This is a genomic window from Paenibacillus oryzae, assembly GCF_001675045.1.
Lineage (GTDB): Bacteria > Bacillota > Bacilli > Paenibacillales > Paenibacillaceae > Pristimantibacillus > Pristimantibacillus oryzae.
The window spans coordinates 224,062-247,966 of record NZ_LYPA01000064.1; the positions used below are offsets into that span (position 1 = coordinate 224,062).

The 23,905-nt window shown below is 47.9% G+C and carries 23 protein-coding genes; 3 read left to right on the top strand and 20 right to left on the bottom strand.

Annotated elements, in window-relative coordinates; genetic code table 11:
* Positions 1-4: 4 nt before the first annotated feature.
* From ccpA to A7K91_RS14925, 3 genes are all read right to left on the bottom strand, one after another.
* Positions 5-1,009: a catabolite control protein A gene (gene ccpA, locus A7K91_RS14915; RefSeq protein ID WP_068684060.1), complete on the bottom strand. Its 1,005-nt coding sequence runs from the start codon at positions 1,007-1,009 to the stop codon at positions 5-7.
* Between the two features lie 172 nt (positions 1,010-1,181).
* A complete protein-coding gene (locus A7K91_RS14920) occupies positions 1,182-1,559 on the bottom strand; it encodes a hypothetical protein (RefSeq protein ID WP_342671738.1) in 378 nt (125 codons plus the stop codon).
* A 178-nt stretch (positions 1,560-1,737) separates the two neighbouring features.
* Positions 1,738-2,193, bottom strand: coding sequence for a VanZ family protein (locus tag A7K91_RS14925; RefSeq protein ID WP_068684064.1), 456 nt, complete (start codon positions 2,191-2,193; stop codon positions 1,738-1,740).
* A gap of 114 nt (positions 2,194-2,307) precedes the next feature.
* Here A7K91_RS14925 and A7K91_RS14930 point away from each other — a divergent pair, with 114 nt between their 5' ends.
* Positions 2,308-2,838: a type 1 glutamine amidotransferase domain-containing protein gene (locus A7K91_RS14930; RefSeq protein ID WP_068684066.1), complete on the top strand. Its 531-nt coding sequence runs from the start codon at positions 2,308-2,310 to the stop codon at positions 2,836-2,838.
* On the opposite strand, the gene ptsP is transcribed toward A7K91_RS14930, so the two are convergent.
* The 6 genes from ptsP to A7K91_RS14960 all read right to left on the bottom strand — a co-directional run bounded on the left by ptsP (position 2,835) and on the right by A7K91_RS14960 (position 9,710).
* Complete coding sequence (gene ptsP / locus A7K91_RS14935; RefSeq protein WP_068684068.1) at positions 2,835-4,577, bottom strand: phosphoenolpyruvate--protein phosphotransferase; 1,743 nt, start codon at positions 4,575-4,577, stop codon at positions 2,835-2,837. The two genes, A7K91_RS14930 and ptsP, sit on opposite strands and share 4 nt — an antisense overlap.
* On the bottom strand, positions 4,574-6,460 hold the full coding sequence (locus A7K91_RS14940) for a glucose PTS transporter subunit IIA (RefSeq protein ID WP_068684070.1): 1,887 nt from the start codon (positions 6,458-6,460) through the stop codon (positions 4,574-4,576). The genes ptsP and A7K91_RS14940 overlap by 4 nt, the downstream gene beginning before the upstream one ends.
* 214 nt (positions 6,461-6,674) lie before the next feature.
* A complete protein-coding gene (locus tag A7K91_RS14945) occupies positions 6,675-7,295 on the bottom strand; it encodes a hypothetical protein (protein ID WP_068684072.1) in 621 nt (206 codons plus the stop codon).
* A gap of 84 nt (positions 7,296-7,379) precedes the next feature.
* Positions 7,380-7,814: a CoA-binding protein gene (locus A7K91_RS14950; RefSeq protein ID WP_068684074.1), complete on the bottom strand. Its 435-nt coding sequence runs from the start codon at positions 7,812-7,814 to the stop codon at positions 7,380-7,382.
* Positions 7,815-7,842: 28 nt separating this feature from the next.
* On the bottom strand, positions 7,843-9,150 hold the full coding sequence (gene aroA / locus A7K91_RS14955; RefSeq protein ID WP_068684076.1) for a 3-phosphoshikimate 1-carboxyvinyltransferase: 1,308 nt from the start codon (positions 9,148-9,150) through the stop codon (positions 7,843-7,845).
* Positions 9,151-9,167: 17 nt separating this feature from the next.
* Positions 9,168-9,710 carry a shikimate kinase gene (locus A7K91_RS14960; RefSeq protein ID WP_068684078.1) on the bottom strand — a complete coding sequence of 181 codons (543 nt, stop codon included), beginning with the start codon at positions 9,708-9,710 and terminating at the stop codon, positions 9,168-9,170.
* Positions 9,711-9,826: 116 nt separating this feature from the next.
* Between A7K91_RS14960 and A7K91_RS14965 the strand changes: the two genes are divergently transcribed.
* On the top strand, positions 9,827-10,138 hold the full coding sequence (locus tag A7K91_RS14965) for a hypothetical protein (protein ID WP_068684080.1): 312 nt from the start codon (positions 9,827-9,829) through the stop codon (positions 10,136-10,138).
* On the opposite strand, the gene gndA is transcribed toward A7K91_RS14965, so the two are convergent.
* A complete protein-coding gene (gndA, locus tag A7K91_RS14970; protein ID WP_068684082.1) occupies positions 10,135-11,547 on the bottom strand; it encodes an NADP-dependent phosphogluconate dehydrogenase in 1,413 nt (470 codons plus the stop codon). The two genes, A7K91_RS14965 and gndA, sit on opposite strands and share 4 nt — an antisense overlap.
* 302 nt (positions 11,548-11,849) lie before the next feature.
* On the opposite strand from gndA, the gene rarD reads away from it, so the two are divergent.
* The gene (rarD, locus tag A7K91_RS14975) at positions 11,850-12,734 is read left to right on the top strand and encodes an EamA family transporter RarD (RefSeq protein WP_068684084.1); all 885 of its coding nucleotides are present in this window, start codon (positions 11,850-11,852) and stop codon (positions 12,732-12,734) included.
* A gap of 227 nt (positions 12,735-12,961) precedes the next feature.
* Here rarD and A7K91_RS14980 read toward each other — a convergent pair whose 3' ends face one another.
* The 10 genes from A7K91_RS14980 to A7K91_RS26460 all read right to left on the bottom strand — a co-directional run bounded on the left by A7K91_RS14980 (position 12,962) and on the right by A7K91_RS26460 (position 23,857).
* Positions 12,962-13,558: a hypothetical protein gene (locus tag A7K91_RS14980; protein ID WP_068684086.1), complete on the bottom strand. Its 597-nt coding sequence runs from the start codon at positions 13,556-13,558 to the stop codon at positions 12,962-12,964.
* Between the two features lie 228 nt (positions 13,559-13,786).
* Positions 13,787-15,523 (bottom strand): proline--tRNA ligase, encoded by a 1,737-nt coding sequence (locus A7K91_RS14985; RefSeq protein ID WP_068684088.1) that lies wholly within the window; start codon positions 15,521-15,523, stop codon positions 13,787-13,789.
* 804 nt (positions 15,524-16,327) lie between these two features.
* Positions 16,328-17,962 (bottom strand): DNRLRE domain-containing protein, encoded by a 1,635-nt coding sequence (locus A7K91_RS14990; RefSeq protein ID WP_169833416.1) that lies wholly within the window; start codon positions 17,960-17,962, stop codon positions 16,328-16,330.
* 37 nt (positions 17,963-17,999) lie between these two features.
* Positions 18,000-19,823: a LamG-like jellyroll fold domain-containing protein gene (locus A7K91_RS14995; RefSeq protein ID WP_068684092.1), complete on the bottom strand. Its 1,824-nt coding sequence runs from the start codon at positions 19,821-19,823 to the stop codon at positions 18,000-18,002.
* 11 nt (positions 19,824-19,834) lie between these two features.
* Positions 19,835-20,731, bottom strand: a complete 897-nt coding sequence (locus A7K91_RS15000) for a LamG-like jellyroll fold domain-containing protein (protein ID WP_068684094.1) — start codon at positions 20,729-20,731, stop codon at positions 19,835-19,837.
* A 12-nt stretch (positions 20,732-20,743) separates the two neighbouring features.
* A complete protein-coding gene (locus tag A7K91_RS15005; RefSeq protein WP_068684096.1) occupies positions 20,744-21,622 on the bottom strand; it encodes a LamG-like jellyroll fold domain-containing protein in 879 nt (292 codons plus the stop codon).
* A 5-nt stretch (positions 21,623-21,627) separates the two neighbouring features.
* Positions 21,628-22,500, bottom strand: a complete 873-nt coding sequence (locus A7K91_RS15010; protein ID WP_068684098.1) for a LamG domain-containing protein — start codon at positions 22,498-22,500, stop codon at positions 21,628-21,630.
* 1 nt (position 22,501) lies between these two features.
* Positions 22,502-23,104, bottom strand: a complete 603-nt coding sequence (locus tag A7K91_RS15015; RefSeq protein ID WP_068684100.1) for a hypothetical protein — start codon at positions 23,102-23,104, stop codon at positions 22,502-22,504.
* Between the two features lie 30 nt (positions 23,105-23,134).
* Positions 23,135-23,677 carry a hypothetical protein gene (locus A7K91_RS15020; protein WP_068684102.1) on the bottom strand — a complete coding sequence of 181 codons (543 nt, stop codon included), beginning with the start codon at positions 23,675-23,677 and terminating at the stop codon, positions 23,135-23,137.
* Positions 23,678-23,713: 36 nt separating this feature from the next.
* On the bottom strand, positions 23,714-23,857 hold the full coding sequence (locus A7K91_RS26460; RefSeq protein WP_156739573.1) for a hypothetical protein: 144 nt from the start codon (positions 23,855-23,857) through the stop codon (positions 23,714-23,716).
* Positions 23,858-23,905: the final 48 nt, after the last annotated feature.

Sequence of the window (23,905 nt, forward strand, 5' to 3'; positions counted from 1 at the left end):
TTGCCTAAATGCCTCCAACTGACTGGCGAACCACTATTTCATGCGGCAATACAACCTTGGATTGCTCTACATTTTCTTTTTTCATCAATTTGGTCAAAAGACGCATGGAAACAGCGCCAATATCGTACATTGGCTGTGCTACCGCAGTCAATTGAGGACGGACCATGGAGGCCATCCGGCTATTGTCCACGCTAATAATGGAAATGTCGCCAGGCACCTGCAGACCTGAATCCTGAATGCAATGAATGGCGCCAATCGCCATTTCGTCCGTTGCGGAAAAAACCGCAGTCGGGCGCTCAGGCAGCTCAATAAAATATTTCATGGCTTCCACGCCGGATTCATAACGGTAGTTGCCAATTCGAACCAGGCTTTCATCATAAGCAATGCCTGCGGATTCCAATGCGCTTTTATAGCCTTGGAATCTGGCATAACCGTTAGAAGGGTCCTGAAGAGTGCCGCTTATCATTGCGATTTTGCGGTGGCCCTGATCAATCAGCTTCATTACGGCATCATAAGCAGCCGCTTCATGGTTAATGTCCACGGAAGGAATGACATTATGGTCATCGCTTGTCGCGCAAAGCACGATAGGAACATTAGCGCTTTTGAACGCGCCAACATGATCCTCCGTCACGGCTCCGCCCATAAAGAGCAAGCCGTCTACCTGCTTCTCCAGGAGCGTGTTAATGACGCGGATTTCCTTATCCTTTTTCTTGTCGGCATTGCACAAAATAATATTATAGTGATACATATTGGCAATATCTTCTATACCACGCGCAACTTCCGCGAAAATAGCGTTGGAAATGTCGGGAATAACGACGCCAACCGTCGTGGTTTTTTTGCTTGCGAGACCACGGGCAACCGCATTGGGGCGATAGCCGAGACGCTCGATTGCTTCATAAACCTTTTTTCGGGTAGCCGGCTTCACATTGGGGTTGTTGTTGACGACCCGGGAAACCGTAGCCATGGATACACCTGCTTCTCTTGCTACATCATAAATTGTTACCGTCACGGATTCTCTCCCCATTTGCTCAGATTTTTAATCTATCGCTCGACGCATATTAACGTAATCATACGACAAATTATTACTTTTCGCAATGTTACCGTGAAAATGGAATGAAAACGGCGCAAGCCAGATGAATCCAAATCAACCTGTAAAGGCTGCTATATAAGTGGAAAAAGGCCTATGTATGCAACTGGCGGCGGCTTAACTGCCCCAGCCGTTTTTTCAAATCCGCCAGCCATGTCTCGTCGTTCAGGCTTTGAGCCAATAAGTACATGTCCAGCAGCGCATTGATCCGGTGAGTGATAAGCTCCTCAACGTCTTGCGTTTCGGGACGGACTTTGTTTACCTTGGCCTCCACTAACAAATCTGCCCATTCATTGCATTCATTAAACAGGAAGGTCTGTTTTCCCGGCTCAGAACCAAGTCCGGCAATCAGTCCGGTCAGATCCGGCTTGACTTCAGGAATGACTTCGCTTCTGCTGCATGATTGGCAGGAGAAGATTGGTACGTTATCAATTTCAACTTTGCCGGAGTAAATGACCGTACGCAGCTTCATGGTCATCATTTCTCCGCAATTGCATTTTTTCCGCAAGTGGGTCCACTCCTATCCTTCTAATAGCGTGGTAACGCTATCCATTCTTACATGTGCATAATGAGACAGAGTAAATTATTCGACCTTTTTTGCCAAAACTCCTGCTTGTCTGACGTATGTAATTTTTGCTACAATCCGACCCTTAAAAAGACCGTTTTTCCTTCTCCGTCCAACGTCTCCACCGTGTCCTTACGAACGGAACGGATACAAAAAGACACCAGATGGCGGCTCCGATCATATCATTGCGAAGATCAGCGGCGTCCATCAGCCTTCCACCAACAAACTGCTGATGATATTCGTCCGTCACCCCGTATAAACCGCAAAGCAGTATAATCAGAAGCTTGAAAACAATCCGGTCGCTGCGCCGGCCAAAGCCGTAATCAAAAGCCGCAGCCAATATAAAATAGGCAACAAAATGGCCCCAGTTAAAGTCCGTCATAAATGGAAACAGCTTCTGGAACAATGGCAGCACGCTGCCGATTTCATCTCCTGTGCGAGAAGACAACCAAAAGATGACGCCCATCCAGATGAAGGCGGGAATAAATCGAGCCGCGCGCCGTAGCCAATCTCTGCTAGCGGCTTTATGGATTTGCTTCATGATAGCTCCTTCGTTACAATGAATTTGTAGGATTTATTAATACGATCGTATGGATTTTGCTCTCTTTTATTGAAGCTCTTTTAAAAAAACACTCACTTTAGGAGGAATTGGAGCATGACGTTGCAGAACAAAACCGTCATCTGCCTGCTGGATGATGAATTTGAGGATCTGGAGCTGTGGTATCCCGTTTATCGGGTCAGGGAAGCCGGAGCAACTGTATTGTATGCAGGGCCGCAAAAAGGGAAAACCCATATTGGCAAATATGGCGTGCCTGCCGTTGCCGATTTGTCCTTCGACGAGGTTTCAAGCAGCGATATCGCCGGGCTTCTGGTGCCGGGAGGCTGGGCGCCGGACAAGCTGCGGCGTTATCCCAAAGTGCTTCAGCTTGTTCAGGAGCTGAATGCGCAGGATAAACCGATCGGTCAAATCTGCCACGCAGGCTGGGTATTGATTTCCGCCAAAATTTTGGAGGGCAGAAGGGTTACCTCAACACCTGGCATCCGTGATGATATGGAGAATGCAGGAGCAGCCTGGTACGACGAAGCAGTTGTTGTGGACGGCAATCTGATTTCAGCCCGCCGCCCGCCCGATCTGCCGCCTTATGCCAAAGCGTTTGTTGATGCGCTGGAACAGCGAATGGGTTAACCATTCGCTGTTTTTTCATCCAACTTATCCATAAAGATTTGCAGCTCCGCGATCAGCTCGCGGCTAGTGCGGCAGCGCTGAAGCTTTTCCCCAATTCCGCTGCATGCCTTGCGTTCAGTCAGCAGTACTCTTTCTTTCATCGGCAGAATGGAATGCGCCGACATGCTGAGCCCGTCCACATCCAGACTGAGCCATAACGGTAAAGCTCGCATATCCCCCGCCAATTCGCCGCATACGCCAACCCGAATGCCTTGCGCCTTTGCAGCATCCACTGTCAGCTTCAGCATCCGAAGCAAAGCGGGATGAAACGGCTCATACAGATGTGAAATCTCCTCGTTCATCCGGTCTACAGCCAGTGTAAATTGCACTAAATCATTTGTTCCGATACTGAAAAAATCAACCTCACATGCCAGCAAATCCGCAATCATAACAGCCGCTGGCACCTCAATCATAATACCGACCTCAACATCCCTGTCATAATCCAGACCTTCCGCATCCAGCTCGCTTTTGGCCTCGGCCAACACTTCGTTGGCAGCCCGCACCTCATCTACTGATGTAATTAGCGGATACATCAGCTTAATATTTCCATAAGCGCTTGCTCGCAATATAGCGCGAAGCTGCGTCTTGAACAAATCCTTTCGATCCAGCGAAATTCGAATGGCGCGGTATCCCATAAAAGGGTTATCCTCTTCCGGGTGCTGGAAATAATCCAGATGTTTATCGCCGCCAATGTCCAGCGTGCGAATGACCAGATTTTCCCCGCCCAGCTTTTCCGCCACGCTGCGGTAGACAGCTAACTGCTCCTCTTCCTTCGGAAAGCGATTGCGGTCCATGTACAGAAATTCGGTGCGGAACAACCCAACGCCCGCCGCCCCTCCGGCCAAAGCAATATCCAGCTCTTTCAGGGAGCTGATATTGGCATCCAGCCTTAGCGCTTTTCCGTCCGGCGTAATCGAAGGGGTGTTCACCAAATGCTGAAGCCGCCGCTTGTCATCGCTCTGCCGTTGCTGGAGCTGCCTGTAAAAAGAGATGGTATCCTGATCGGGCTCAATATAGACCGCCCCGTCCGTACCGTTGATGATTAATGACTGTCCCGTTGTTATCGGCTCCTTTAAGGCGGCCTCTACGCCAACAACCAGCGGAATGCCAAGCGCGCGCGCCATGATGGAAGTATGGGAGGTTGTGCTGCCCGCAAGCGTCACGATACCTAATACATGATCGGAATTAGTATTGACCAGCTGGGAAGGAGACAGCTCCTTTGCAATGAGAATAAACGGCTGCGTATCCGACGGCAGCTTGATTTCGGGAACTCCCAGCAGATGCTTGAGCAGCCGGTTGCCAACATCCTTGATATCCAGCGCGCGCTCCTTCATATAATCGTCATCAAGCAAATCAAACATGGTGACGAAATGATCTATCGCTTCCTTGACGGCAACCTCGGCCGCTTTGTATTGCCGTTGAATAATGCCTTGAATTTCATTCATGAAAACAGGATCGTCCAAAATGGCGATATGCGCATCGAAAATATGGGATTCTTCCCGTCCGACCACCTCGCACAGCTCATCTCTGATTTGCTGAATTTCGTGTTTGGATGTTCGGATGCCCTCATAGACCCGTTCAAACTCTCTGGCGAAATCAGCCACATCGATTCGCTGCTCGGGCACCTCCCATTCCCAGTTCGGCAGCACAAACGCTTTGCCGATCGCTATACCCGGCGAAGCTCCAATCCCTGTAATCATTTTCTTTCCCCTCCACTGTTTCTCTCTTTAAGTACAACAGACATGACCGAGGACTGTCCCTTTTTGACCGCTTTAAACGGCGCATACCGCCAGGACTGCACCATATCGGGATTTGTAATAACCATGGGCGTTGCCAGCGATTTGCTTTCCTTGCGAATGCGCTGCAAATTAAAACGCACTAGCAGCATGCCGGGGGTGACCTCGTCGCCTTCGCCAACCATCGCCTCGAAATACCCTTTTCCAGCTAGCCCGGACGTATCAATCCCGATGTGCAGCAGCACCTCAAGTCCCTCCGGCGTTCGGATGCCGAGCGCGTGCATCGTAGGATAGATATGCATAATTGTCCCTTTTACAGGGGAAACCAGCTCCCCCCTATCCGGGAGGAAAGCAACCCCTTGCCCAACCAGCTTGCCCGAAAAAATGGGGTCTGGCACTTCCTCCAGCGGAATCATGCGCCCTTGCATAGGCGAGTGGAACAACACCTGCTCCTGATCGCGCTGTATCGCCTTCAGCATTTCCGCCCGAATCAATTCTGAATAAGTTCCGAAAACAACCTGCACATGTCCCCCGCCAAGCTGTATGACGCCGGCCGCGCCCAAGCTGCGCAAGGCGTTAATGTCCAATACGCGCTCATTAGCCAGCTTTAGCCGAAGACGCGTAATGCAAGATTCCATCTGGACAATATTTTGCTTGCCGCCGATGGCCTGCAGAATAAGAGGGGCGCGGTAAGGAATGTCGCCCGCCCATTCATCCAGCTGCGAGCCCTCCTCGCGTCCAGGCGTCGGAATGCGGAATCTGCGAATGGCCCATCGGAACAAGGTGTAATACAACACGCTGACGACGATGCCAATGGGAAGGATCAGCCAGCCACGGGTAGCCAAATGCTGATTGAGCAAATAATCAATTGCTCCTGCTGAAAATGAAAAGCCGTGCAAAATGCCTAGCTCATAGGTAACCCACATAATAATGCCGGACAAAATAGCGTGCACGATATACAGATACGGAGCGACAAACAGGAATGCAAACTCCACCGGCTCCGTCACTCCGGTTAAAAAGGAGGCCAACGCCGCATAAAGAAACGTTTTGCGGATTTTGGGCTTTAAATCCTCGCGCGCCTCATGAATAATGGCAAACGCGATAGCGGGTAATGCAAACATCATGGTGGGATATAACCCCGCCATATAAGAGCCCGCCGTTGGATCGCCGGCAAAGAAACGAGGCAGATCGCCATAGACAATATTTCCAGCCGCCGTTTCGTAACCTCCGATCTGAAACCAGAAAACGTGGCTTACCAAATGATGCAGCCCGAAAATTACGAGAATTCTTTGAATAAAGCCAAATAAAAAAACACCAAAACCGCCGCTTTCTTCCGTCAGCTTTCCAAGCGCAATAAGCAAATGCTCCAGTTGGGGAGCAAAATTAATCATTCCGATGGCAAACAGGAGCGACATTACGCTCATAAAAAGCGGCACAAATCTCGGGCCGCCAAAAAATTGAATATATTCCGGCAGTCTTAGATCCTTAAACCGTTCGTGGCTCATCCCTGAGGCGATGCCGATTATGGCTCCGATTAATACGGTTGTTTCGATATCAGGATTGGCCGAGCTTGTAATGCCGCTGTAGATAAACATTCCTACTAGCGAAGCAAGTCCGGCGGAAAGCGCATTTCCCGTCATGCCTAAAGCTATCCCTACTGCAAATATATACGGTAAATATAAAAATATAACATCGCTTGCGGCGCGCAAATGCTGGGACATGTCGGGCAAACCTATGTAATCCCACGGCAGTTGGCTCAGGCTGAGAAACACCGCGGCTGCCGGTAATACGATCATTGGCAGCATAAAAGCCCGGCCCAACTGCTGCAGGTTTCCCATAAATGACATAATGAACCTCCTACCAGGGACAAAATGGATAAATTACAATTTACAAGCCAGAAAGCGCTCCCTTTTTCTCTCTCTCGATGTTACGCGCTCCGTTGCTTTTTGTCAAAATACTTTTGCATGAAAATAAAGGGGCATTAAAAAGCGGGCCGATCCGGCCCGCTTTGTTGATGATTCTTGGACTGCGACAGTCAGGAGCGATTGTTAAAACCGGCTTTTAACGGTTGCCGCCCTGATATCCGCCTTGGCTGTTATTTTGCCAGCCGCCGAAATGCGAGATCACCGGACCTGCTTGTTCATAAGCATGAGTCGCTTGATAAACCGGGTTTAACGGCGTTTGGGAATGTGCTGGCGTCCCGAAATTTTGGGATGCATTCATGTTTCCGTATGGCTGCCCCGCCATCGGCGTTTGAGCCTGCTGCTGGTAACCAATAGTTGACGGTTGGTACAGTGAATGTTGCCCGCCGTATTGTTGCTGCGTGCCGGCTTGATAGCCGACATGGGCGATAACCGGTCCTACATCGCCAAATGCCGTTGCCGGCGAGCTTGCATGGCTCTGTACTTGCCCGTGCGACACATACGATTGGTTCGAAACAGCCGGCTGCGTATACATACGGGAAATAGGAGCAGCTTGCTGCATGCCTCCAAAACCTCCGGATTGCATGCCGGAATATCCGCCTTGCGGGTTGCCTACAATGGAATTGGACTGTTGATTAAACGTAGGCTGGCTGAGCTGGCCCTGATAATGGGATTGCACATAACCGCTTGGCTGGTATTGCTGCTGTTGCTGAAAACCTTGTCCCTGATACGAACCAGACTGCTGCGAAAATTGATTCACGTAAAGTCCTCCTTGGCCTAAGCTTAGGGTCTTCCGTCTGGAAGCCTTTCTTATTGTGCTGGAGAACCGGTCATTTTATTACCGTCAGGTTTTGGATTTTCCATTCGGGAGCAAAATGGAGTCTTCTACTTTAATGCAGCGGTCCATAATAACTCTTAGTCCGCCCTTTCCGGCAATCGCAGCAGCGTCCTCGTTTAATACGCCGAGCTGAAGCCAGAGCGTCTTCGCGCCAATGGCAACGGCCTCCTCCGCAACGGGAGGCGTATGCTCGCTGCGCCTGAACACATTAACAATGTCCACCGGGACCGGAACGTCGCCAAGCGATTTGTAGCTTTTTTGCCCCAGGATGGCTTCGGCATTGGGGTTAACCGGAATAATGGTGTATCCCTTCTTCATCATAGCCTCCGAAACCATGTAGGAAACGCGCTCCGGATTATCCGACAGTCCCACAACGGCAATGGTTTGACTTTCATTCAAAATATCGCGTATTTCCTCCCGCGAAGGATTCTGGAATGTCATCGCTAACCCCTCATTTCCTGATTATGCGTTATTCTCCCTGTCCCGCTTCAACCCATTCCACTTGTGCGCCCAGCGCCTTCAAATGGTCAAAATAAATGGGATAAGACTTCGCAACATGATGCGCATCGCGAATTCTGATCGGCTTTTTGGAGCGAAGGCCAACAATGGTAAGCGCCATAATGACGCGATGGTCGAAATGTGCGTTAATTTCCACTCCGCCCTCCACGCCTTCCGGCCGGCCATGCACGATAATTTCACTCTGGCGCTCCTCTACGGAAGCTCCCGCCTTGCGCAGCTCGTTCAAATAATCGGTAATGCGGTCGCATTCCTTGTACCGTAAATTTTCTACATTATAGAAGCGGGAGGTACCTTCCGCAAACACGGCCGCAGCCACCATGGCCAAAACAGCGTCTGTGGCGTTATCGCCGTCATACTCCACAGCTTTCAGCTTGCCGTTGCCTTTAATGGTAACGATATCGTTATTGTGGCTCAGCGGCACCTCCATCATGCGAAGCACGTCCACAACGGCGCGTTCTCCTTGCTTGCTGTTTTCCACGAGGCGGTGCACAGTGATATCGGACTCCGTAACGGCGGCAGCAGCCAAAATGGCAGCGGAGCCGGGATAATCTCCCTGCACGGAATACGTTTTGGCGGCATAACGCTGATTGCCCGGTACGCGGAAACGCATGTAATCCTCGTCTGCATGAATGACGATGCCCGCTTGCTCCAGCACCTCCAGCGTTTGACCAACAACCACCTTGGATTTCAGATCATGCAGCACCTCGATTTCACTATCTTCCGCCAGAAGTGGCGTCAGGAAAAGCAGCGCGCTTAAAAATTGGGAGCTGATGTTGCCGGATACTTGAATATGCCCGCCCTTAGGTGAACCGCCCTTAATGTTGATCGGCAGTTTGCCTTCCCTATGCTCGATGGAAACGCCCATACTTATAAGCGATTGAATCAAATCATCGTGGGGCCGTTTTCCAAGCGATTCCGGGTAACGGTTAATAAAAGTAACATCAGGACATAAACTTGCAATTGCCATCAAAAACCGGAGAACGGCTCCCGCATTTCCAACATCCAGTTCTTTAACAGGCTTTGGATTCCGACCAAACCCCGTAATGACGATTTTTTCGTCATCCTCTTCCACAATTGCGCCCAAATCGCGGATACAACGACGCATAGCATCACTGTCCTCGCTATGTGCGGGATAATAAATCGTGCTGGTGCCCTCCGCCAAAGCGGCAACGAGCAAATAACGGGTCGTATAATTTTTGGAGGAAAGCGCCTGCAGCTCTCCTTGAAGCTTGGGCGTTGGCGTTACGATAACATCCATGATAGGCGATATCTCCTTTATTTAGACAATAGATTGGGGTGTTTTTCCAGTAGAGCCTTCATAATAAGATTAGCAACTTCTTCTGTAGATAACGAGGTTGTGTCAAGGCTCAGGTGAGCAAAGTCGTATGCGTTTCTGCGTTGCTGCATCAGCGTACGAACGCGCGTTTCAACATCGCCTTGCAGCAGCGGACGCCCCTTGTCGCCCATCACTCTGGCGATAATGGTTTCCGGGTCAGCAGTGAGCGCCACCACAAAACCATTCTTGAGCATGGTCTCGCAATTATGCTTTCGCAGCACAGCCCCGCCGCCGGTAGCGATAACAGCCGGTTCAGGTTCAATCAGAAGGCGCCTCAATGTATGCGCTTCGATATCCCGGAATGCATCTTCCCCGTCGCTGGCGAAGATGTCGGCGATGCTTCGGCCCTCCGATAGAACGATCTCTTCGTCGGCGTCCTTTCGGCTCCAGCCAAGCCGTTCGCTAAGCAAGCTGCACACGCTGGATTTGCCTGTTCCCATAAATCCGACGAGCACCAGCTTGTTTGTTGCTGTCGATTCCATAAGGTTCATCCTCACATCATATCATTTTTTTGCTAGCACGGGGTATAAAAAAACGGATTAAGCCGTATGGTGAATAAGGAGTCCCTTTATTCCATTTTTTCAGGAGTGATGTTGATATGACGGGCGATGCCGCCTACCCTTCAGCCGATTCCGTGGAACGGCGCATCCGTACCATTCTGGATGTCCAGCACCCTCTATGCCGAGAGGACGTTGTATGGATGCTGGGTTACATTAAAAAAAAGGTGGCTGACGTCGACCCAGCTATGCTGAATCTGTCGCAGCCACGTTTATTGCTTAACTTTCTTGCTTTCGCCGAAGCTTCGATGGCGCTGATCGAACGAAGACATTATTCCGACCAGGAAGCCGGAAGGCTTCGGCGTTGGCTGGCGGAGGCCTCATACGGCCTGACCGCCGAAAAAAGAGATTAGGACTGCAGCCAGTTGAAGTGGAAGGTGCCTTCCTTGTCAACGCGCTTGAACGTATGAGCGCCGAAGTAGTCGCGCTGCGCCTGAAGCAGGTTGGCAGGCAGACGCTCGGTGCGGTAGCTGTCGAAATAAGCCAGCGCGCTGGAGAATGCAGGAACCGGTACGCCGCATCCTACGGCTGCCGATACAACCTCGCGCCATGCGCCTTGGTACGATTCCACGATGTCCTTGAAGTAAGGATCCAGCAGAAGGTTGCGCAATTCCGGATCACGGTCGTACGCGTCCTTGATGTTTTGCAGGAAGCGGGCGCGGATAATGCAGCCGCCGCGGAAAATCATGGCGATGTCGCCGTAACGCAAATCCCAGCCGTACTCCTCCGATGCGGCGCGCATTTGAGCGAAGCCTTGAGCATAGGAGCAAATTTTGCTGGCGAACAGAGCTTTGCGAACTGCTTCGATAAAGGCCGCTTTGTCGCCTTGGAACGGAGCCTTTTTCGGGCCGCTCAGCACTTTGCTTGCAGCGACGCGCTCTTCCTTCATAGCGGACAGGAAGCGGGTAAATACGGATTCTGTAATGATGGAAAGCGGAACTCCGAGATCCAATGCGCTTTGGCTTGTCCATTTGCCAGTTCCCTTTTGACCCGCGGAATCCAAAATAACGTCAACCATCGGCTTGCCGGTTTCAGGATCGTATTTGGCGAAAATATCGCGCGTAATTTCGATCAGGTAGCTGTCAAGCTCCCCTTTATTCCACTCCATAAAGATTTCATGAAGCTCTTCCACGCCCAGACCCAGCACGTTTTGAAGCAAGTCGTAAGCTTCGCAGATCAGCTGCATGTCGCCGTATTCGATGCCGTTGTGCACCATCTTCACATAGTGGCCTGCGCCGTCCGGACCGATGTACGTACAGCAAGCATCCTCGCCAACCTTTGCAGAAATTGCTGTCAGGATAGGCTCAACAAGCTCATAAGCCGATTTTTGTCCGCCTGGCATGATGGACGGGCCTTTCAGCGCGCCTTCTTCGCCGCCGGATACGCCTGTGCCGATAAAGCGGAAGCCTTTGGCTTCAAGCTCTTTGCTGCGGCGCTGCGTGTCAGGGAAATAAGCGTTGCCGCCGTCGATAATGATATCGCCTTGGTCCAGGAACGGCACCAGGGAATCGATTGTAGCGTCAGTACCTGCGCCGGCTTGAACCATGATCAGGATTTTGCGCGGCGTTTCGAGCGATTGCACAAACTCTTCAATTGTATACGTAGGGGTCAGGTTTTTGCCTGCCGCTTCTTTTACGAGATCATCCGTTTTTTCGCGGGAACGGTTGTAGACCGATACCGTGAAGCCTCTGCTTTCGATATTAAGGGCAAGGTTTTTACCCATTACAGCAAGTCCAATTACACCAATTTGTTGTTTTGACATCAGGTTTTTCCATCCTTCATCTTTATTTTAGGTGGCAATAGCTTTATTCTACTCTTTTTAAGCCAATATGAAAACCGTTTGCCCCGAAAAAGGTCATTTTGAAGCCATCAAAATTATTGAAGCGTAGCTTCAGTTTTACTTATGAACCGCAGCTTTTTTCGCCCCGTAATGGAATCCCTTTATTTGGTTGGCCCCTTTAGGCGCTGCCTGATATAATAGATGGATTCAGCTGGAAGCCGGGCGTCGCTATTAAGCGTGTCGGCTTGGCATAGATACGGGATGGAATACTGGAGGCTTTCTGGATGTCAAAAGGACTTGGATATGCATTGCTTGCTTATTTGGCTTGGGGATTTCTGCCGCTGTACTGGAAGGCGCTTGACCAGGTGTCCGCATGGCAAATATTAGGACACCGGGTTGTCTGGTCGGCCGTTTTTGTCGCCATTCTGCTTGCTGCAACCCGTAAATTCCGGGCTTTTGCAACGGCGCTGAAGAACAAAAAAACGGTTTTTTTGGTTATCGCGTCTTCGCTGCTCATCAGCTGCAACTGGCTTGTTTTTATTTGGGCCGTCAACAACGGACATATGGTGGAAAGCAGCCTTGGCTACTATATGAATCCGTTGCTTAACGTGCTGCTTGGCGTGCTTTTCCTCAAGGAAAAACTGCATGCCGGGCAATGGGCCGCTATCGCTCTAGCCACAACAGGCGTTGTCATCGTTACAGTCGAGCATGGAAGATTGCCATGGATTTCGCTTGTGCTTGCAGGGTCCTTTGCTCTTTATGGTCTATTGAAGAAAAAAACCGGGCTTGCCTCCACCATTGGTCTGGCCTGGGAAACGGCTTTTGTTACGCCGATTGCTGCCGGTTATCTGCTTTATGTGCAAAATGCCGGAACTTCGGGAACAGATGCGTTAAGCACAGGCGGCTGGATACTGCTCTTGCTGGCGGGCGCCGCTACGGTGATGCCATTATATTGGTTTGCGCAAGCTACAAGAACGCTGCCTCTTTCCACGATCGGAATTATCCAATACATCGCTCCTACAATTACGCTTGTTATTGGCGTTGCGATTTATAAGGAAAGCTTCGACGCCGCCCGCCTGGTCAGCTTCGGCTTTATCTGGTGCGCTCTGCTCGTCTATACGATATCCTCTTACCGCTTTTCGCTTCGTGCGGCAAAGGCGCATATTTAAGAGGCTGCTCTAACTGTTCACTTTCCATTACAAGTCATACCTGAACACATAGAAATCAAGGCATAACGTATTAAGCCCATCAAAAAAAACGGTTCTTATCCCATCCTTCCGGATGAATAAGAACCGTTTTTTTACGGGCAGAAAACGCCGTCATCATCCCTTGTTACCTCCATGCCATACGCTGCGGGCAGCCTATTTTCATTCGTCTTTAAGATTTGAATGCCTTACTATAGCTCCAGCTGCAGCATTTCGCTTCTTAAGCCGCGAAGCTTATCTTTGGAGGCTGCAACCGCTTCCTCGTCACCGGATTCCAAAGCCTCGTGCAAAACGGCCAGCTCGTAGTCCAACTCGTACCTTAGCACCAAAGCTCTTTCCTCCGCACGCTTCGATTGAAAAGCCTTGATCATTTCTTCTATAGTGACAGACGGCTTTTTCTGATAAATAATGCGATGCTCCATGCCAGACACCTCCACAAGTCGAATAATTTCACCGAACATAATGCTTTCAATGACAATTTGACGATCCTTGATGCGTTTGACAACTGCATGTCCGCGGGAGTCATTAATCAGCTTTTCAAGCAGCTCCGAAAGCTTTTCATCCTTGATCACGTAGTCTCCGACTATTCGGTACCGGCTGCCGAGACGCTGGAATTGCAGCTTTACCAGCTTGCGGCCGGTGCGGATTGAAACCAGGAATTGTCCTTCGGTTTCGCTCCAGTATAAAGAGTAACCTTCCTGAATGAGCTCGCGGATCAAATTCTGGATTTGCCGGCGTTCGAACCGCAACTCCAAATTGCAATATTCGACCTCGTAGTTCTTGTTCACGGCAATCCCTCCCCCAATTAACGGAATGTTCAGATAATTTGTTCTTATCATTATCTTATACTTCATCTTATGTTATGGCAACTTGGTTTATTGACTAATTTTATTGCTGCTTGCACGATTATTGCTAAGGGAAGGACAAGCGAGGGGAATGATTCAGGACTTGGCCGCCTATTCCCCCCTTGAGCAGTCACACTTTGGCCTATGCTTGTTTTTATCAGTCAACTTTTATTACTTTCTCTTATCGTTTGATAAAGTGATTTCCTCTACTGCTTTTTCCCAAAGGATTTCGCGGCTTTCTCCATTGACCTTCCATTCAATGATACCTTGAGCAGCGCTTCGTCCGACAATCAGACGATCAGGAATGCCAAACAAATCGGCATCCTTTAATTTTACCCCTGGCCGTTCATTCCGCTCGTCCACCAGCACGTCGAGATTAGCGGAGCTTAACGCCTTTGCCAATTTTTCTGCCAGTTGCCGCTGCTCCGCATCAGCGATTGCGATTACCACAAGATGAACATTATACGGCGCAACCTCACGCGGCCAGACTATGCCCGTTTCGCTGCCATGCTGCTCTACCAATGCGGCCATCAAGCGCGATACGCCAATTCCGTAGCAGCCCATCACATAGTGGCTTTGCCGTCCGCCGCGATCCTGAAACGAAGCGTTAAGCGGAACGCTGTATTTGATGCCAAGCTTAAAAACATGGCCTACTTCAATGCCCCGGCGAAAGACCAGCTTCCCCCGGCTGCATGTTGGACATGCTTCTCCTTCCTTAACATTGCGAAAATCCCCGACAGACAACGGCTGAAAATCAACGCCGGGCCTGACTCCGCCAAGATGCCAATCCTTCTCCCGGGCCCCGACTAAGGCGTTTTCCATTGCCATAACGGCTTCATCGGCATAAACAGGAATATTAAGGCCGATTGGCCCGGCAAACCCTTTGGCCGAACTCGTAGCCGCTACTGTAACATCGGCGCCCGCCAGCTCCACCATCACGGCTCCGACAGCCTGTTGCAGCTTTGTTTCATTAACCTCATGGTCGCCTCGGACAAGAACCGCTATCGGCTTGCCGTCCGCTTCATAAATGAGCGTTTTGATGATTTCCTGGGGTTCGATGCCAAGAAGCCCGCATAATTCCGGTATCGTGGAGGCGTCAGGCGTATGAAGGCGTTGACGTGAATCCGCTATTCCGTTAATTTCTCTAGCGTTGTTTGCCCCATCGCCGCTTTTGCCAGGCGTCCTGCCCGAGGCTTTCTCCAGATTCGCTCCGTATTCACAGCAGGAACAGGTTACGACGGTGTCTTCGCCAATGTCCGCCAGCGCCATAAACTCATGCGTTCCGCCGGCATCTCCAATTGCGCCTCCATCGGCTTCGACAGCAAGATAATTCAAGCCAGCCCTGGAGAAAATCGCCCTGTATGCCTGAAACATGGCTTCATAGGAGACATCCAGACCCTCCATGTCTTCGCTGAAGGAATAGGCGTCCATCATCACAAATTCGCGGCCCCGCAGAAGCCCAAAGCGCGGTCTTTTTTCATCGCGAAATTTAGTGCCGATCTGATATAGCGTTAGCGGCAATTGCTTGTACGAATCCACATCGCCATGTATCAGCGCCGTCACCACCTCTTCATGAGTGGGACCAAGAGCAAATTCCCGATTATTCCGATCCTTGACCCGCATCAGCTCCGGGCCGTAATCGTCATATCGTCCGCTCTGCCGCCAAAGATCGGCCGGCTGCATCACAGGCATGGTTACCTCCTGCGCACCGGCGGCGTCCAGTTCCTCTCGAATGATGTTCTCAAGCTTGCGCAGCACTCTTCGCCCAAGCGGCATATACGTATATACACCAGAGGCAAGCTGGCGAATCATTCCGCCGCGCAGCAGCAAACGATGGCTAAGCGCCTCTGCCTCGGCAGGCGTCTCGCGAAGGGTCGGCATTAGCTGTTTGCTTTGATAATGGATCATGTTTCCACACTCCCTGCTTCTATAATGGTTAAAGACTCGTTCAAAATAGCCCGAAAACACAAAAAAGAGCATATTCGCCAGGGACGAATATGCTCGTGGTACCACCCTGTTGCCGTACATAACACATCTGTGGCGTTATTGTACGCTTCATTGTTATAACGGAATGTTCTATTCCGTCAGCGCTTGTTCCATAGGGAGTCGCTGAGGCTGCAAGGCGGGAGCTGCGGTTCCTCTGATGAATGCCTTTCAGCGGCGGCATTCTCTCTGTAATCAGCGCCTTCCGTTGCTATATCCTTGATCATGGCCTTTGGGATATTATGGTTTTTATCATTCTAGACAGGAAAACGCAATTTGTCAAGCACTTTAAAAATTATGCTCTAAAGAAGTTGATGACTGATTAATTTTGACCGTAACGGGTCCTTGATTCCGTAAACCATTTCTGACTTTATGGGATTGACCTTTGCTATTTACGGCGCAAACGTAATAATTAGTTCCGGCCTGTACTCCGTTCCTCCTGCTTGCTCTCCACTTTCAGCACGTCAGAAGCTAGCCCTACTGGGACATGGAGTTTGTCCGCAGCGGGCAAAATTCCATCGGCAATTCCAATAGCTTAAAATTCCAAACACTAGTAACATGATGACCAAAAAGCCAATGGCTGCTATACTGTGTAAATGTCCCGAGACCAAATTTCCGAACTTCCCCTTTATGGAAATATTATCAGTATTTGATATAGGTCAAAAACACAAGAAAGAGGCGTCCAGCGTAAGTTCGAAAGACTTTCTGAACAACCCCCGTTGATAGCTACTACATGATGAAACAGTACATCTCGTCTTGCTTATCTTCCGAGATTTCGACAGAGGAGTCTATATCATCAGCGTGTCTTATCCTTGGAATTACAGTGGAGCTAAGTTCATGCTCTGCGGGTTTTAGTATTTTCAGACTGAACATTAAGTCCAAATCCTCTACTACTCTCGGGAGAACAGTGGATAGAAGATCAGCGTCCCCAACTGCTCTGACTAGAAAACTAGAGGATAAATGATGCTCCCCGTCTATCCTTACCGTGACACTTGAGTTAATAAAGTCAGATATTACAAATAGGCTGGAAGGTAAATCATCATTTTGGGCAGAACGTATCGTAACCGCTCCACTAAAATCACGATATGACCTTACAATAACAGAGCAATCTTTGTCAGGAGTGTTGACCATAATGTAGGATGGAAAAGTACTGCATCCTGCTCCACGGACCTCCAATGTTCCCGCCATATCAATGTAAGGCCTTACGATTATGGAACCTTGTCTCTCGGGAGTATTCACGGTAACTGAGAAACTCAGGTCCTCCGCCATAGAACCAAATACAAAAAGTAAGGCTTCCAAATCAAAGTGTGGTCTTATATATATGGATACTGGAATTTCCGGCTTAGATATCTGTACCAGACTCTTTAGATCATCTGCGGCGTTTAATCGAATCATTACTCTGCTTGGCATATCTTCTCTGTCGCTCTGTACGATAACCATGCTACAAGGCAATGTATCGCGACTGACATGAACAGAGGAACCCAAATCTTCCACGGAAGGTTCGTAAGGATCTCTTACAAAAACACTTCCTGGAACATCTTGCGTCTCTAGGTAATTAGAGACTACTACGGAGCTCTCAATTACTTTGGAACCCAAGCCAACAATGAATACACTACTTCTAATTTCTTCTTTCTTTATACTGTAGACCACAGGGTCGTAATATTCAATTTCCAAGCTCGGGAAAAGATCGCTTTCCCTTGAGCCGTATTGTTTGTATGCACCTACGGCAAATTCGTCCAGTGTCCTGAGCATGAAACCGTTATGCTCTCGGCGTCCTTCGTACCACTCTTCTATATAGGAGGTTAAATCAATTTCGTTAAGTCCTGCATAAGTTCCGCTATCATACGTTTTAATCAAAGCTCCTTGACTTGGTTGATTACCCCATGTCAACCCGTACTCTGTCCAAATCTCCCCAACGGGTATATCATACAAACCAATGGGGATAGCGGGTCTTGAATTTAGCCTATGCAATACTAATGTTGCCTTCTTTATCTTTTTGTCCAAAGGAATAGAGTCGATCCTGAATCGCAAGAACCCCCTGTATCTATTCCCTTCTGAGGATCCTGCTCCCACAAACAAATCGTGGTCTCTGCCGTAGTTAAATCTGGGATTTGATTCCCTTACATGTGTGTCCTCAATCGGACTAAGAACCATTTTCACTAAAGGCGGCTCTACAAGCTCTAGTTGTACTTTCATTCGGTTATGATGCCTAATTCTGATAATTGAATCCAGATCATAGGAGTGGTTAATGATAACTGTGCCATTTAGATCATTGTAATGAGCCCCTATGATAGATAGCTTAATCGGCATCTTATTCCAAAAAGAGGGTTTGTTTTGTTGTATTTCATTATCTTCAGGCATCATGTCCTCCGCCCCACTCCATTGCATTGGAATCGAACCATTAATCTGGGTCCGCTACTACAACTATTTCTTCTATTCCTGCACCTGGTGCGCTACCAAGGACTGTAACTACTCGCGCAAAAAACGTTACTTCCTCGCCATGTCCAAGGGTTTCAGGGAATATCAATTCCTTGTCAGTTTGGAACAGTTTATTTGATTTGCTAAGCTCCACTTTCGCCCCAACAGGAAACGATGACTGCTCTCTCCACAGACGAATGTCCTTGATGTTTGTTCCTGTTTTATTAATAAGCCTGATTGGGTAAGTATCCGATATTTGCCCTGCTATCATAATACCTGCATCCAAGTACTGTAAGACTTCCTCAAGATCGGTAGAGTAATATCCCCCCAGTTCATCTGCAAACATAAGTCCAGAATACTCCCCTACAAAGTTAACGGTTCCATGGCTCTCTCTGCCGAGCTTGTCCTTTACTACAACGGTCAAGGTGTTGTTAGTGCCTATATTGATTTCATTACTCCTAAACGATCTAGTCCATGTGATAGGCGGGTGGGCAAGGCCTGTGAATTCCCCATCCACCTGTGCTGCGGGGTGTATTTGTTTGCCATTAAGGAGGACTTTTAGAGAAACCGTATCCCCGTCAGAGTCATCTATTGTCGCTTGCGCCCTCATCCCTAACATAGACACGATTACGCTAGGAGCGGTATTGATAAGAGTGACTGTGCCGCTATTGATTACAGTGGTTCCGTTATCCTGTTCCACTGTAACCCTGATAGTATATGGATTGTCACTGGTCACATATTGACTTTTTATTACAGCGTGATCGCTTACAGCAGCCTTTCCCCACGAACTCCATGGCTTTAGTTCCCCATGTCCTTCCATCTCCACTTTATAGCGATAGTTCATGTACTTCTCCCCCTCCACTCTTAAATTAAGAGGCCTGTCAGAGGGCACGTCACTCCAGGTTATTACATCAACGTCTCCGTCCAAAAAGTCGATTGGTTTGAACGTATCGTATGTCTCCGTTACCATTACGTTTACCTTATCCGGACTATCTGTCCAAGAGTGAATCTCATATGGACCGTTTATAGATTGCCATCCGGACTGAGGAATCACAAGTGAATTGACGATACCATGCTTGTGAAAATCAGAAGCTGTTGCATTTGTACCCAAGCTGATCCATGCGCCATTTGAGTAAGTTTTAAATAAACCCTCATGCTTGATCAGGAATACATCAGGAAAAGCGGATATAACATCGTTATAGATTTCTAGCTCGTCAATATCGCAAACAGTGCCTCCATTTCCAGTAAGCCCCCCCAACGTTACATAAGAATAAGTATGGATAAAATCATTACTTATCGCTGCGCTTGCTACTGCATTCGGGGTGCTCATATCGTCTACATAGAGTTTCACATTATCTGTACCGATTTTACCATCCCAGGTAAAAAGAATATCATGCCACTGGTTATCGGCAATATTCTGTGTTGATTGTACGTAAACAATAGGCAGTCCAACTCCTCCAAAGCCAAAATACACCCCCCCTGTTCTCCAGTCTACACATGCAGTCATTCCACGTTGGGTTGCATATGCAGTAAGAGTTCCCATAAAATAAGCCCAGGTTGTGTCAAGCCTTGCTTTTCTAATTTTAACTCTAATGGAAACTGCTCCAGTTAAAGTAAGCCCGTTAATCTGCACTCTGTTTGTTGTTCCATTAAATCTCCTTGCGTTGCCGCTCACTCCCTGAATGACCGTACTGCCGTTATTTGTTCCAACGAAGTTCCCTTTACTGTCTACCAAGTTGCCGCCTGATTCATCCATCTTGAACCAAGCCACGCCACAGCGTTGCATATTATCGACTGTATTAGCCATATAAACCCCCTTCACTGTACATGGATTGATTTAGTTGGTATAGCCGAGGTAACCGGCGTTACAAAGACTTTTCCCGCACCTGACGAGTAGCTGGATGTAGAGTTAAATCGATGTGTCGAAACATCTTCTGTCCACTCCTCCGGTGTCATTACCCCATGTTGATCTAAGATCGACTTTGTAAGGAAGTTTCCTACGGCTCTCCACTCCATAAATCCAGGGAAAAACTTGAAATAATGACTATCCTTGAATATGACTGAACGATCTGGCTGATTAGAAATGACATCGTTATATACCTCCAGCCCATCTAACGTTGCAAGGAGAAAATTGGAATTAGCTTCAGGGTTTTTACCTATCGTAAGGTTAAAGCCAGGTGCAGCAGTCTCGTTTCTTTTAGCCGTTTTTCGAGATTTGGGGTTAACCATATCATCTACAAAAAAACGAGCACCTTCCACATTAGTGGTCCCATCCCAAGTGAAAAGAACATCATGCCACTCATTGTCACAGATATCTATACCTGAACCCAAATTAATATTAAGGTCGCTCCATCCCCTTGCATCAAGAACAGCTATTGCTAAATGTCCGGCTGGCTCGACTGAACAATAAATTCCATTTCTAATAGTCGCATCAACTGCATTTCCCCACACAACCTGAGCAACTGCAGGCCTGCTTGCTTTTTTAATTCTAAATCTCACGCTCTTTTTTCCTAAAGGGATGACTGGGTTGTTAAATGTGATGTAGCTGCTGCTTCCATTAAAGTTCCGAGCATTTCCGCTAACTCCGGGTACACTAGTAGTCCCGAAATTTGTTCCGACGAAATTGCCTTTACTATCCACTAAATTGCCGGTAGATTCATCCATCTTGAACCAAGCCACACCACAGCGGTCCATATTAACTATTGTACTAGCCACATGAGCCCTCCTTTACTGTACGTGGATTGATTTTGCAGGTATTACCGTTGTGACTGGCGTCACCAAAACTGTCCCAGCCCCCGATGAATAGCTGGCTATAGAGTTAAATGCATGAGAAAAAACATCCCTGGTCCATTCCTCTAGAGAGTCCTCGCCGTATTGATCCAAAATTGACTTAGTTAGTGACGCTCCAACTGATCTCCACTCCATATACTCAGGGAAAAATGTTAGATAACTTCCGTTCTTGTGAATGAGCGATCGGTCAGGCTGAGTCGTTATGACATCGTTATATATCTCTAGCTCATCTAGTTGCCCTCTAAAGTAATAAGGATATCCTCCCCAACCTAGGCGCAGATTTACCGTATGAATTTCGCCGGGAAAACTCTTCGTATTCATTGCCTTTGGTGTTATCAGGTCATCCACATACAACTTCAAGCCATTTAGATTTGATGTACCATCCCATGTAAAAAGGACATCATGCCATAGGTTATCTGAAATATTTAGATGCGATACGTAAACAGCTTGCGTTGCAAATATCATGCCAAAATAAAGGTTTCCCTGATAAACAAAACATACCAACCCTCCGCCGGTTGTTAGATTGGTACCCCTAGTATCAAGAACAAATGCATAGTCGCCTGCGGGAGATATCTGATTTGTTTTAATTCTGAATCTCACGCTCTTTTTCCCTACAGGTATGACTCTTCCATTAAATTGAACCACGTTGTTAATACCGTTAAAATTTCTCGCATTGCCTGAAGTACCTGGAACTATCGTTGTTCCTGTGTTGGTTCCAACAAACGCCCCTTTGCTGTCTATCAGGTTGCCTGAGGCCTCGTCCATCTTAAACCAGGCTACCCCGTACCTATCCATGTTTATCGCTGTACTAGCCATATCCCTTACCCCTCAGTTCGCATTCTGATAATTCTATCCCAGTCATTCAGTTTGATTGTAGACTTCCATATGTGTCCGCCGCCAATAGTTCCATCCTCAACCATGAGGTTATTCTCCACTGTATCTAAAGGCGCGGTGGGGAATATGGAAAAATTAAAGGAATAGTCGGTATTTCGAGCTAAAAGAACATCCTTATCTTCATCACTGATTTGGAGTTCAACCCTGCCAAACAAATCCACTTCTGCATCTGCCCATCTTACAGTACCTAGAGAAAAGTTATGTTTAGTGATTAGATCAGTCGTATGTGGACCAGCCCCCTCCAGAAATCTGAGATACCTGGTGAGACCAATCTCTTTACCTGTTAGCATGTAATTATAGTTATTTCTTATCTGAAAATCTGCTCGCTCCACACTCCAAATCCTAAACTCATCCAGAAGGCCGTTGAAAGGTCGAGATGAAGCAAATCCGCAACCAAGCACTATATTGTGAAACTTTGTTGGAAACGAAGTGTAATTTTCCAGCTCAAATACTTTTGCACCATTAAGGTACCCTTTATAAGTCATTTCTGCAACATTCCAGGTTACGGCCAAGTGATTCCAAGTATTAGGCTTAAGTCCAATTTTAATGAAGTAACCGCCTGAGTAAACACCAGAATCGTTACCCATAATTGCACTTAAATTACCTGCTGCATCGTACTCTACCCGAAAACCTATATTCCCTCCGTTAGCCCCATTAGTGCTAATTGGATTCCGATAGTTGGCCAGATCATAATTCTTCATCCAGAACTCAATAGTCCCTTGTTGAGTAAAGGGCATCTCACCAATCGTTAAAAGAGATCCGTTATTAAATTCCAGCGCATGCTTGTTGTTTCTCGCCATGTCACCTCACCGCCCACATTAATTTTCCGCCAACGCCTTTCTTGAGCGGAGTCTCAAACTCAGATATTTCAGTTCCGTTTTTCTTAAAAAGCAACTGCCCTTCCAAGTCAGTATCCGCTACAATACTAACTTGTAAGTTTACAGGAGCATTGTACGGAATTGTTACAATTGCTTTGATACTGAACTGGACTCCGCTTACATCAAGCTTAGTCTTCCATCCGAAATTAAACGCAGTTATGCGAGTAGGAAACTTGTGTGTATCGCTATGCCCTCTGGAGGACCATGCCTCTGCATCCTTGAACGCAATTACGTCATTGTAAGGATGAAATTGACCCGTTAGATAATATTCTTTATTTCCTACTCTGTACACGATCTCATAAAGTGAGCCATTTAATTTAAAAAACCCTCCGCCTACTTCGTAGTACAGCCTCATCCCGTGTCCAATTAGACCAAATCTAATGAGTTTATCGCGCTTAATGGAATAGAAATCAGACCTTTGTTTCGTATTGATGTCATATTCATAAAGACAAGTGCCATCGATGTACTCTCCTATCCATGTATAATCTTGTTCTACAATCGAGTATGGACTTATGTTGGCTAACAATGCAGCTGCCTCCTCCATGGTTGTCCTGTATTACACAAACTGGAATGTTGTTCTTGAACGGAAGTTAACCAAACCCTGAGATGCATTTCCTGGTATTCGGCATTGCAGGGTTACTTTAACGAAATTCCCTTTAGAATTTGCTAAAGAACCGTCGTTGGCCACCCCAAGTATGCTAACCTCTCCGTTTGTTGTTGTGTGAGGAGCTGTGTTAGGTGTAGAATTCACTCCGTTAAATGTTGTGCTTCCTGATGCCTTTAAAGGATGAGCTACAGGTTGGTTGGTTAAAGCGTCCCACCCTACTTTATGGAAAGTGGAATCTTTTTGGTCTACCTTAACCTCAATCCATTGACCCTCCACCAATTCTCCTGTATTGCCGCCATGTTCGTCCTTTGTCATAAATACAGCATTCTGCATGTCAGGGACATCCGTGTCCCCTTTGCGGTTGTTCCAAATCAAAAATTCGAAGCCTTGGGACACTTCCGATGCATTAACTACACCTATATCCCAGCGATTTATTTGTTGATTGTCCTGGTTTGTTGCCGCATACCAAGACACGAGTGGTTGATTGGCCATTTTATATTCCCCTTTGCTTTTGTGTTGGTAGAGCGACTACTCGTCCCCTACCTGCTTAAGTAATGCCTGAATAAGTTTCAACATTTCATCTTGTTTGGCTTCCATCTTCCTGACGGCTTGTAGTAAGTCAACCTTTTCGAAGTTACTCTCGTTATTTAATGAAATCTCTGTTCTAGACAAAAATACACCTCCCGTCGTCCTATTCATTATAGGAGTCAGGGAGGTGCT

Bases quoted from the DNA above. Each gene is read 5' to 3' on its own strand.
- A7K91_RS14920 (WP_342671738.1), bottom strand. From the start codon at position 1,559: ATGAAGCTGCGTACGGTCATTTACTCCGGCAAAGTTGAAATTGATAAC.
- A7K91_RS15020 (WP_068684102.1), bottom strand. From the start codon at position 23,677: ATGGCCAATCAACCACTCGTGTCTTGGTATGCGGCAACAAACCAGGAC.
- A7K91_RS14940 (WP_068684070.1), bottom strand. From the start codon at position 6,460: ATGTCATTTATGGGAAACCTGCAGCAGTTGGGCCGGGCTTTTATGCTG.
- gndA (WP_068684082.1), bottom strand. From the start codon at position 11,547: ATGTCAAAACAACAAATTGGTGTAATTGGACTTGCTGTAATGGGTAAA.
- rarD (WP_068684084.1), top strand. From the start codon at position 11,850: ATGTCAAAAGGACTTGGATATGCATTGCTTGCTTATTTGGCTTGGGGA.
- A7K91_RS14995 (WP_068684092.1), bottom strand. From the start codon at position 19,823: ATGGCTAATACAGTCGATAATATGCAACGCTGTGGCGTGGCTTGGTTC.
- A7K91_RS14925 (WP_068684064.1), bottom strand. From the start codon at position 2,193: ATGAAGCAAATCCATAAAGCCGCTAGCAGAGATTGGCTACGGCGCGCG.
- A7K91_RS14965 (WP_068684080.1), top strand. From the start codon at position 9,827: ATGACGGGCGATGCCGCCTACCCTTCAGCCGATTCCGTGGAACGGCGC.
- A7K91_RS14950 (WP_068684074.1), bottom strand. From the start codon at position 7,814: ATGACATTCCAGAATCCTTCGCGGGAGGAAATACGCGATATTTTGAAT.
- A7K91_RS14930 (WP_068684066.1), top strand. From the start codon at position 2,308: ATGACGTTGCAGAACAAAACCGTCATCTGCCTGCTGGATGATGAATTT.
- A7K91_RS14960 (WP_068684078.1), bottom strand. From the start codon at position 9,710: ATGGAATCGACAGCAACAAACAAGCTGGTGCTCGTCGGATTTATGGGA.
- A7K91_RS15005 (WP_068684096.1), bottom strand. From the start codon at position 21,622: ATGGCTAGTACAGCGATAAACATGGATAGGTACGGGGTAGCCTGGTTT.
- A7K91_RS15010 (WP_068684098.1), bottom strand. From the start codon at position 22,500: ATGGCGAGAAACAACAAGCATGCGCTGGAATTTAATAACGGATCTCTT.
- ptsP (WP_068684068.1), bottom strand. From the start codon at position 4,577: ATGATTACAGGGATTGGAGCTTCGCCGGGTATAGCGATCGGCAAAGCG.
- aroA (WP_068684076.1), bottom strand. From the start codon at position 9,150: ATGGATGTTATCGTAACGCCAACGCCCAAGCTTCAAGGAGAGCTGCAG.
- A7K91_RS14985 (WP_068684088.1), bottom strand. From the start codon at position 15,523: ATGATCCATTATCAAAGCAAACAGCTAATGCCGACCCTTCGCGAGACG.
- A7K91_RS14990 (WP_169833416.1), bottom strand. From the start codon at position 17,962: ATGATGCCTGAAGATAATGAAATACAACAAAACAAACCCTCTTTTTGG.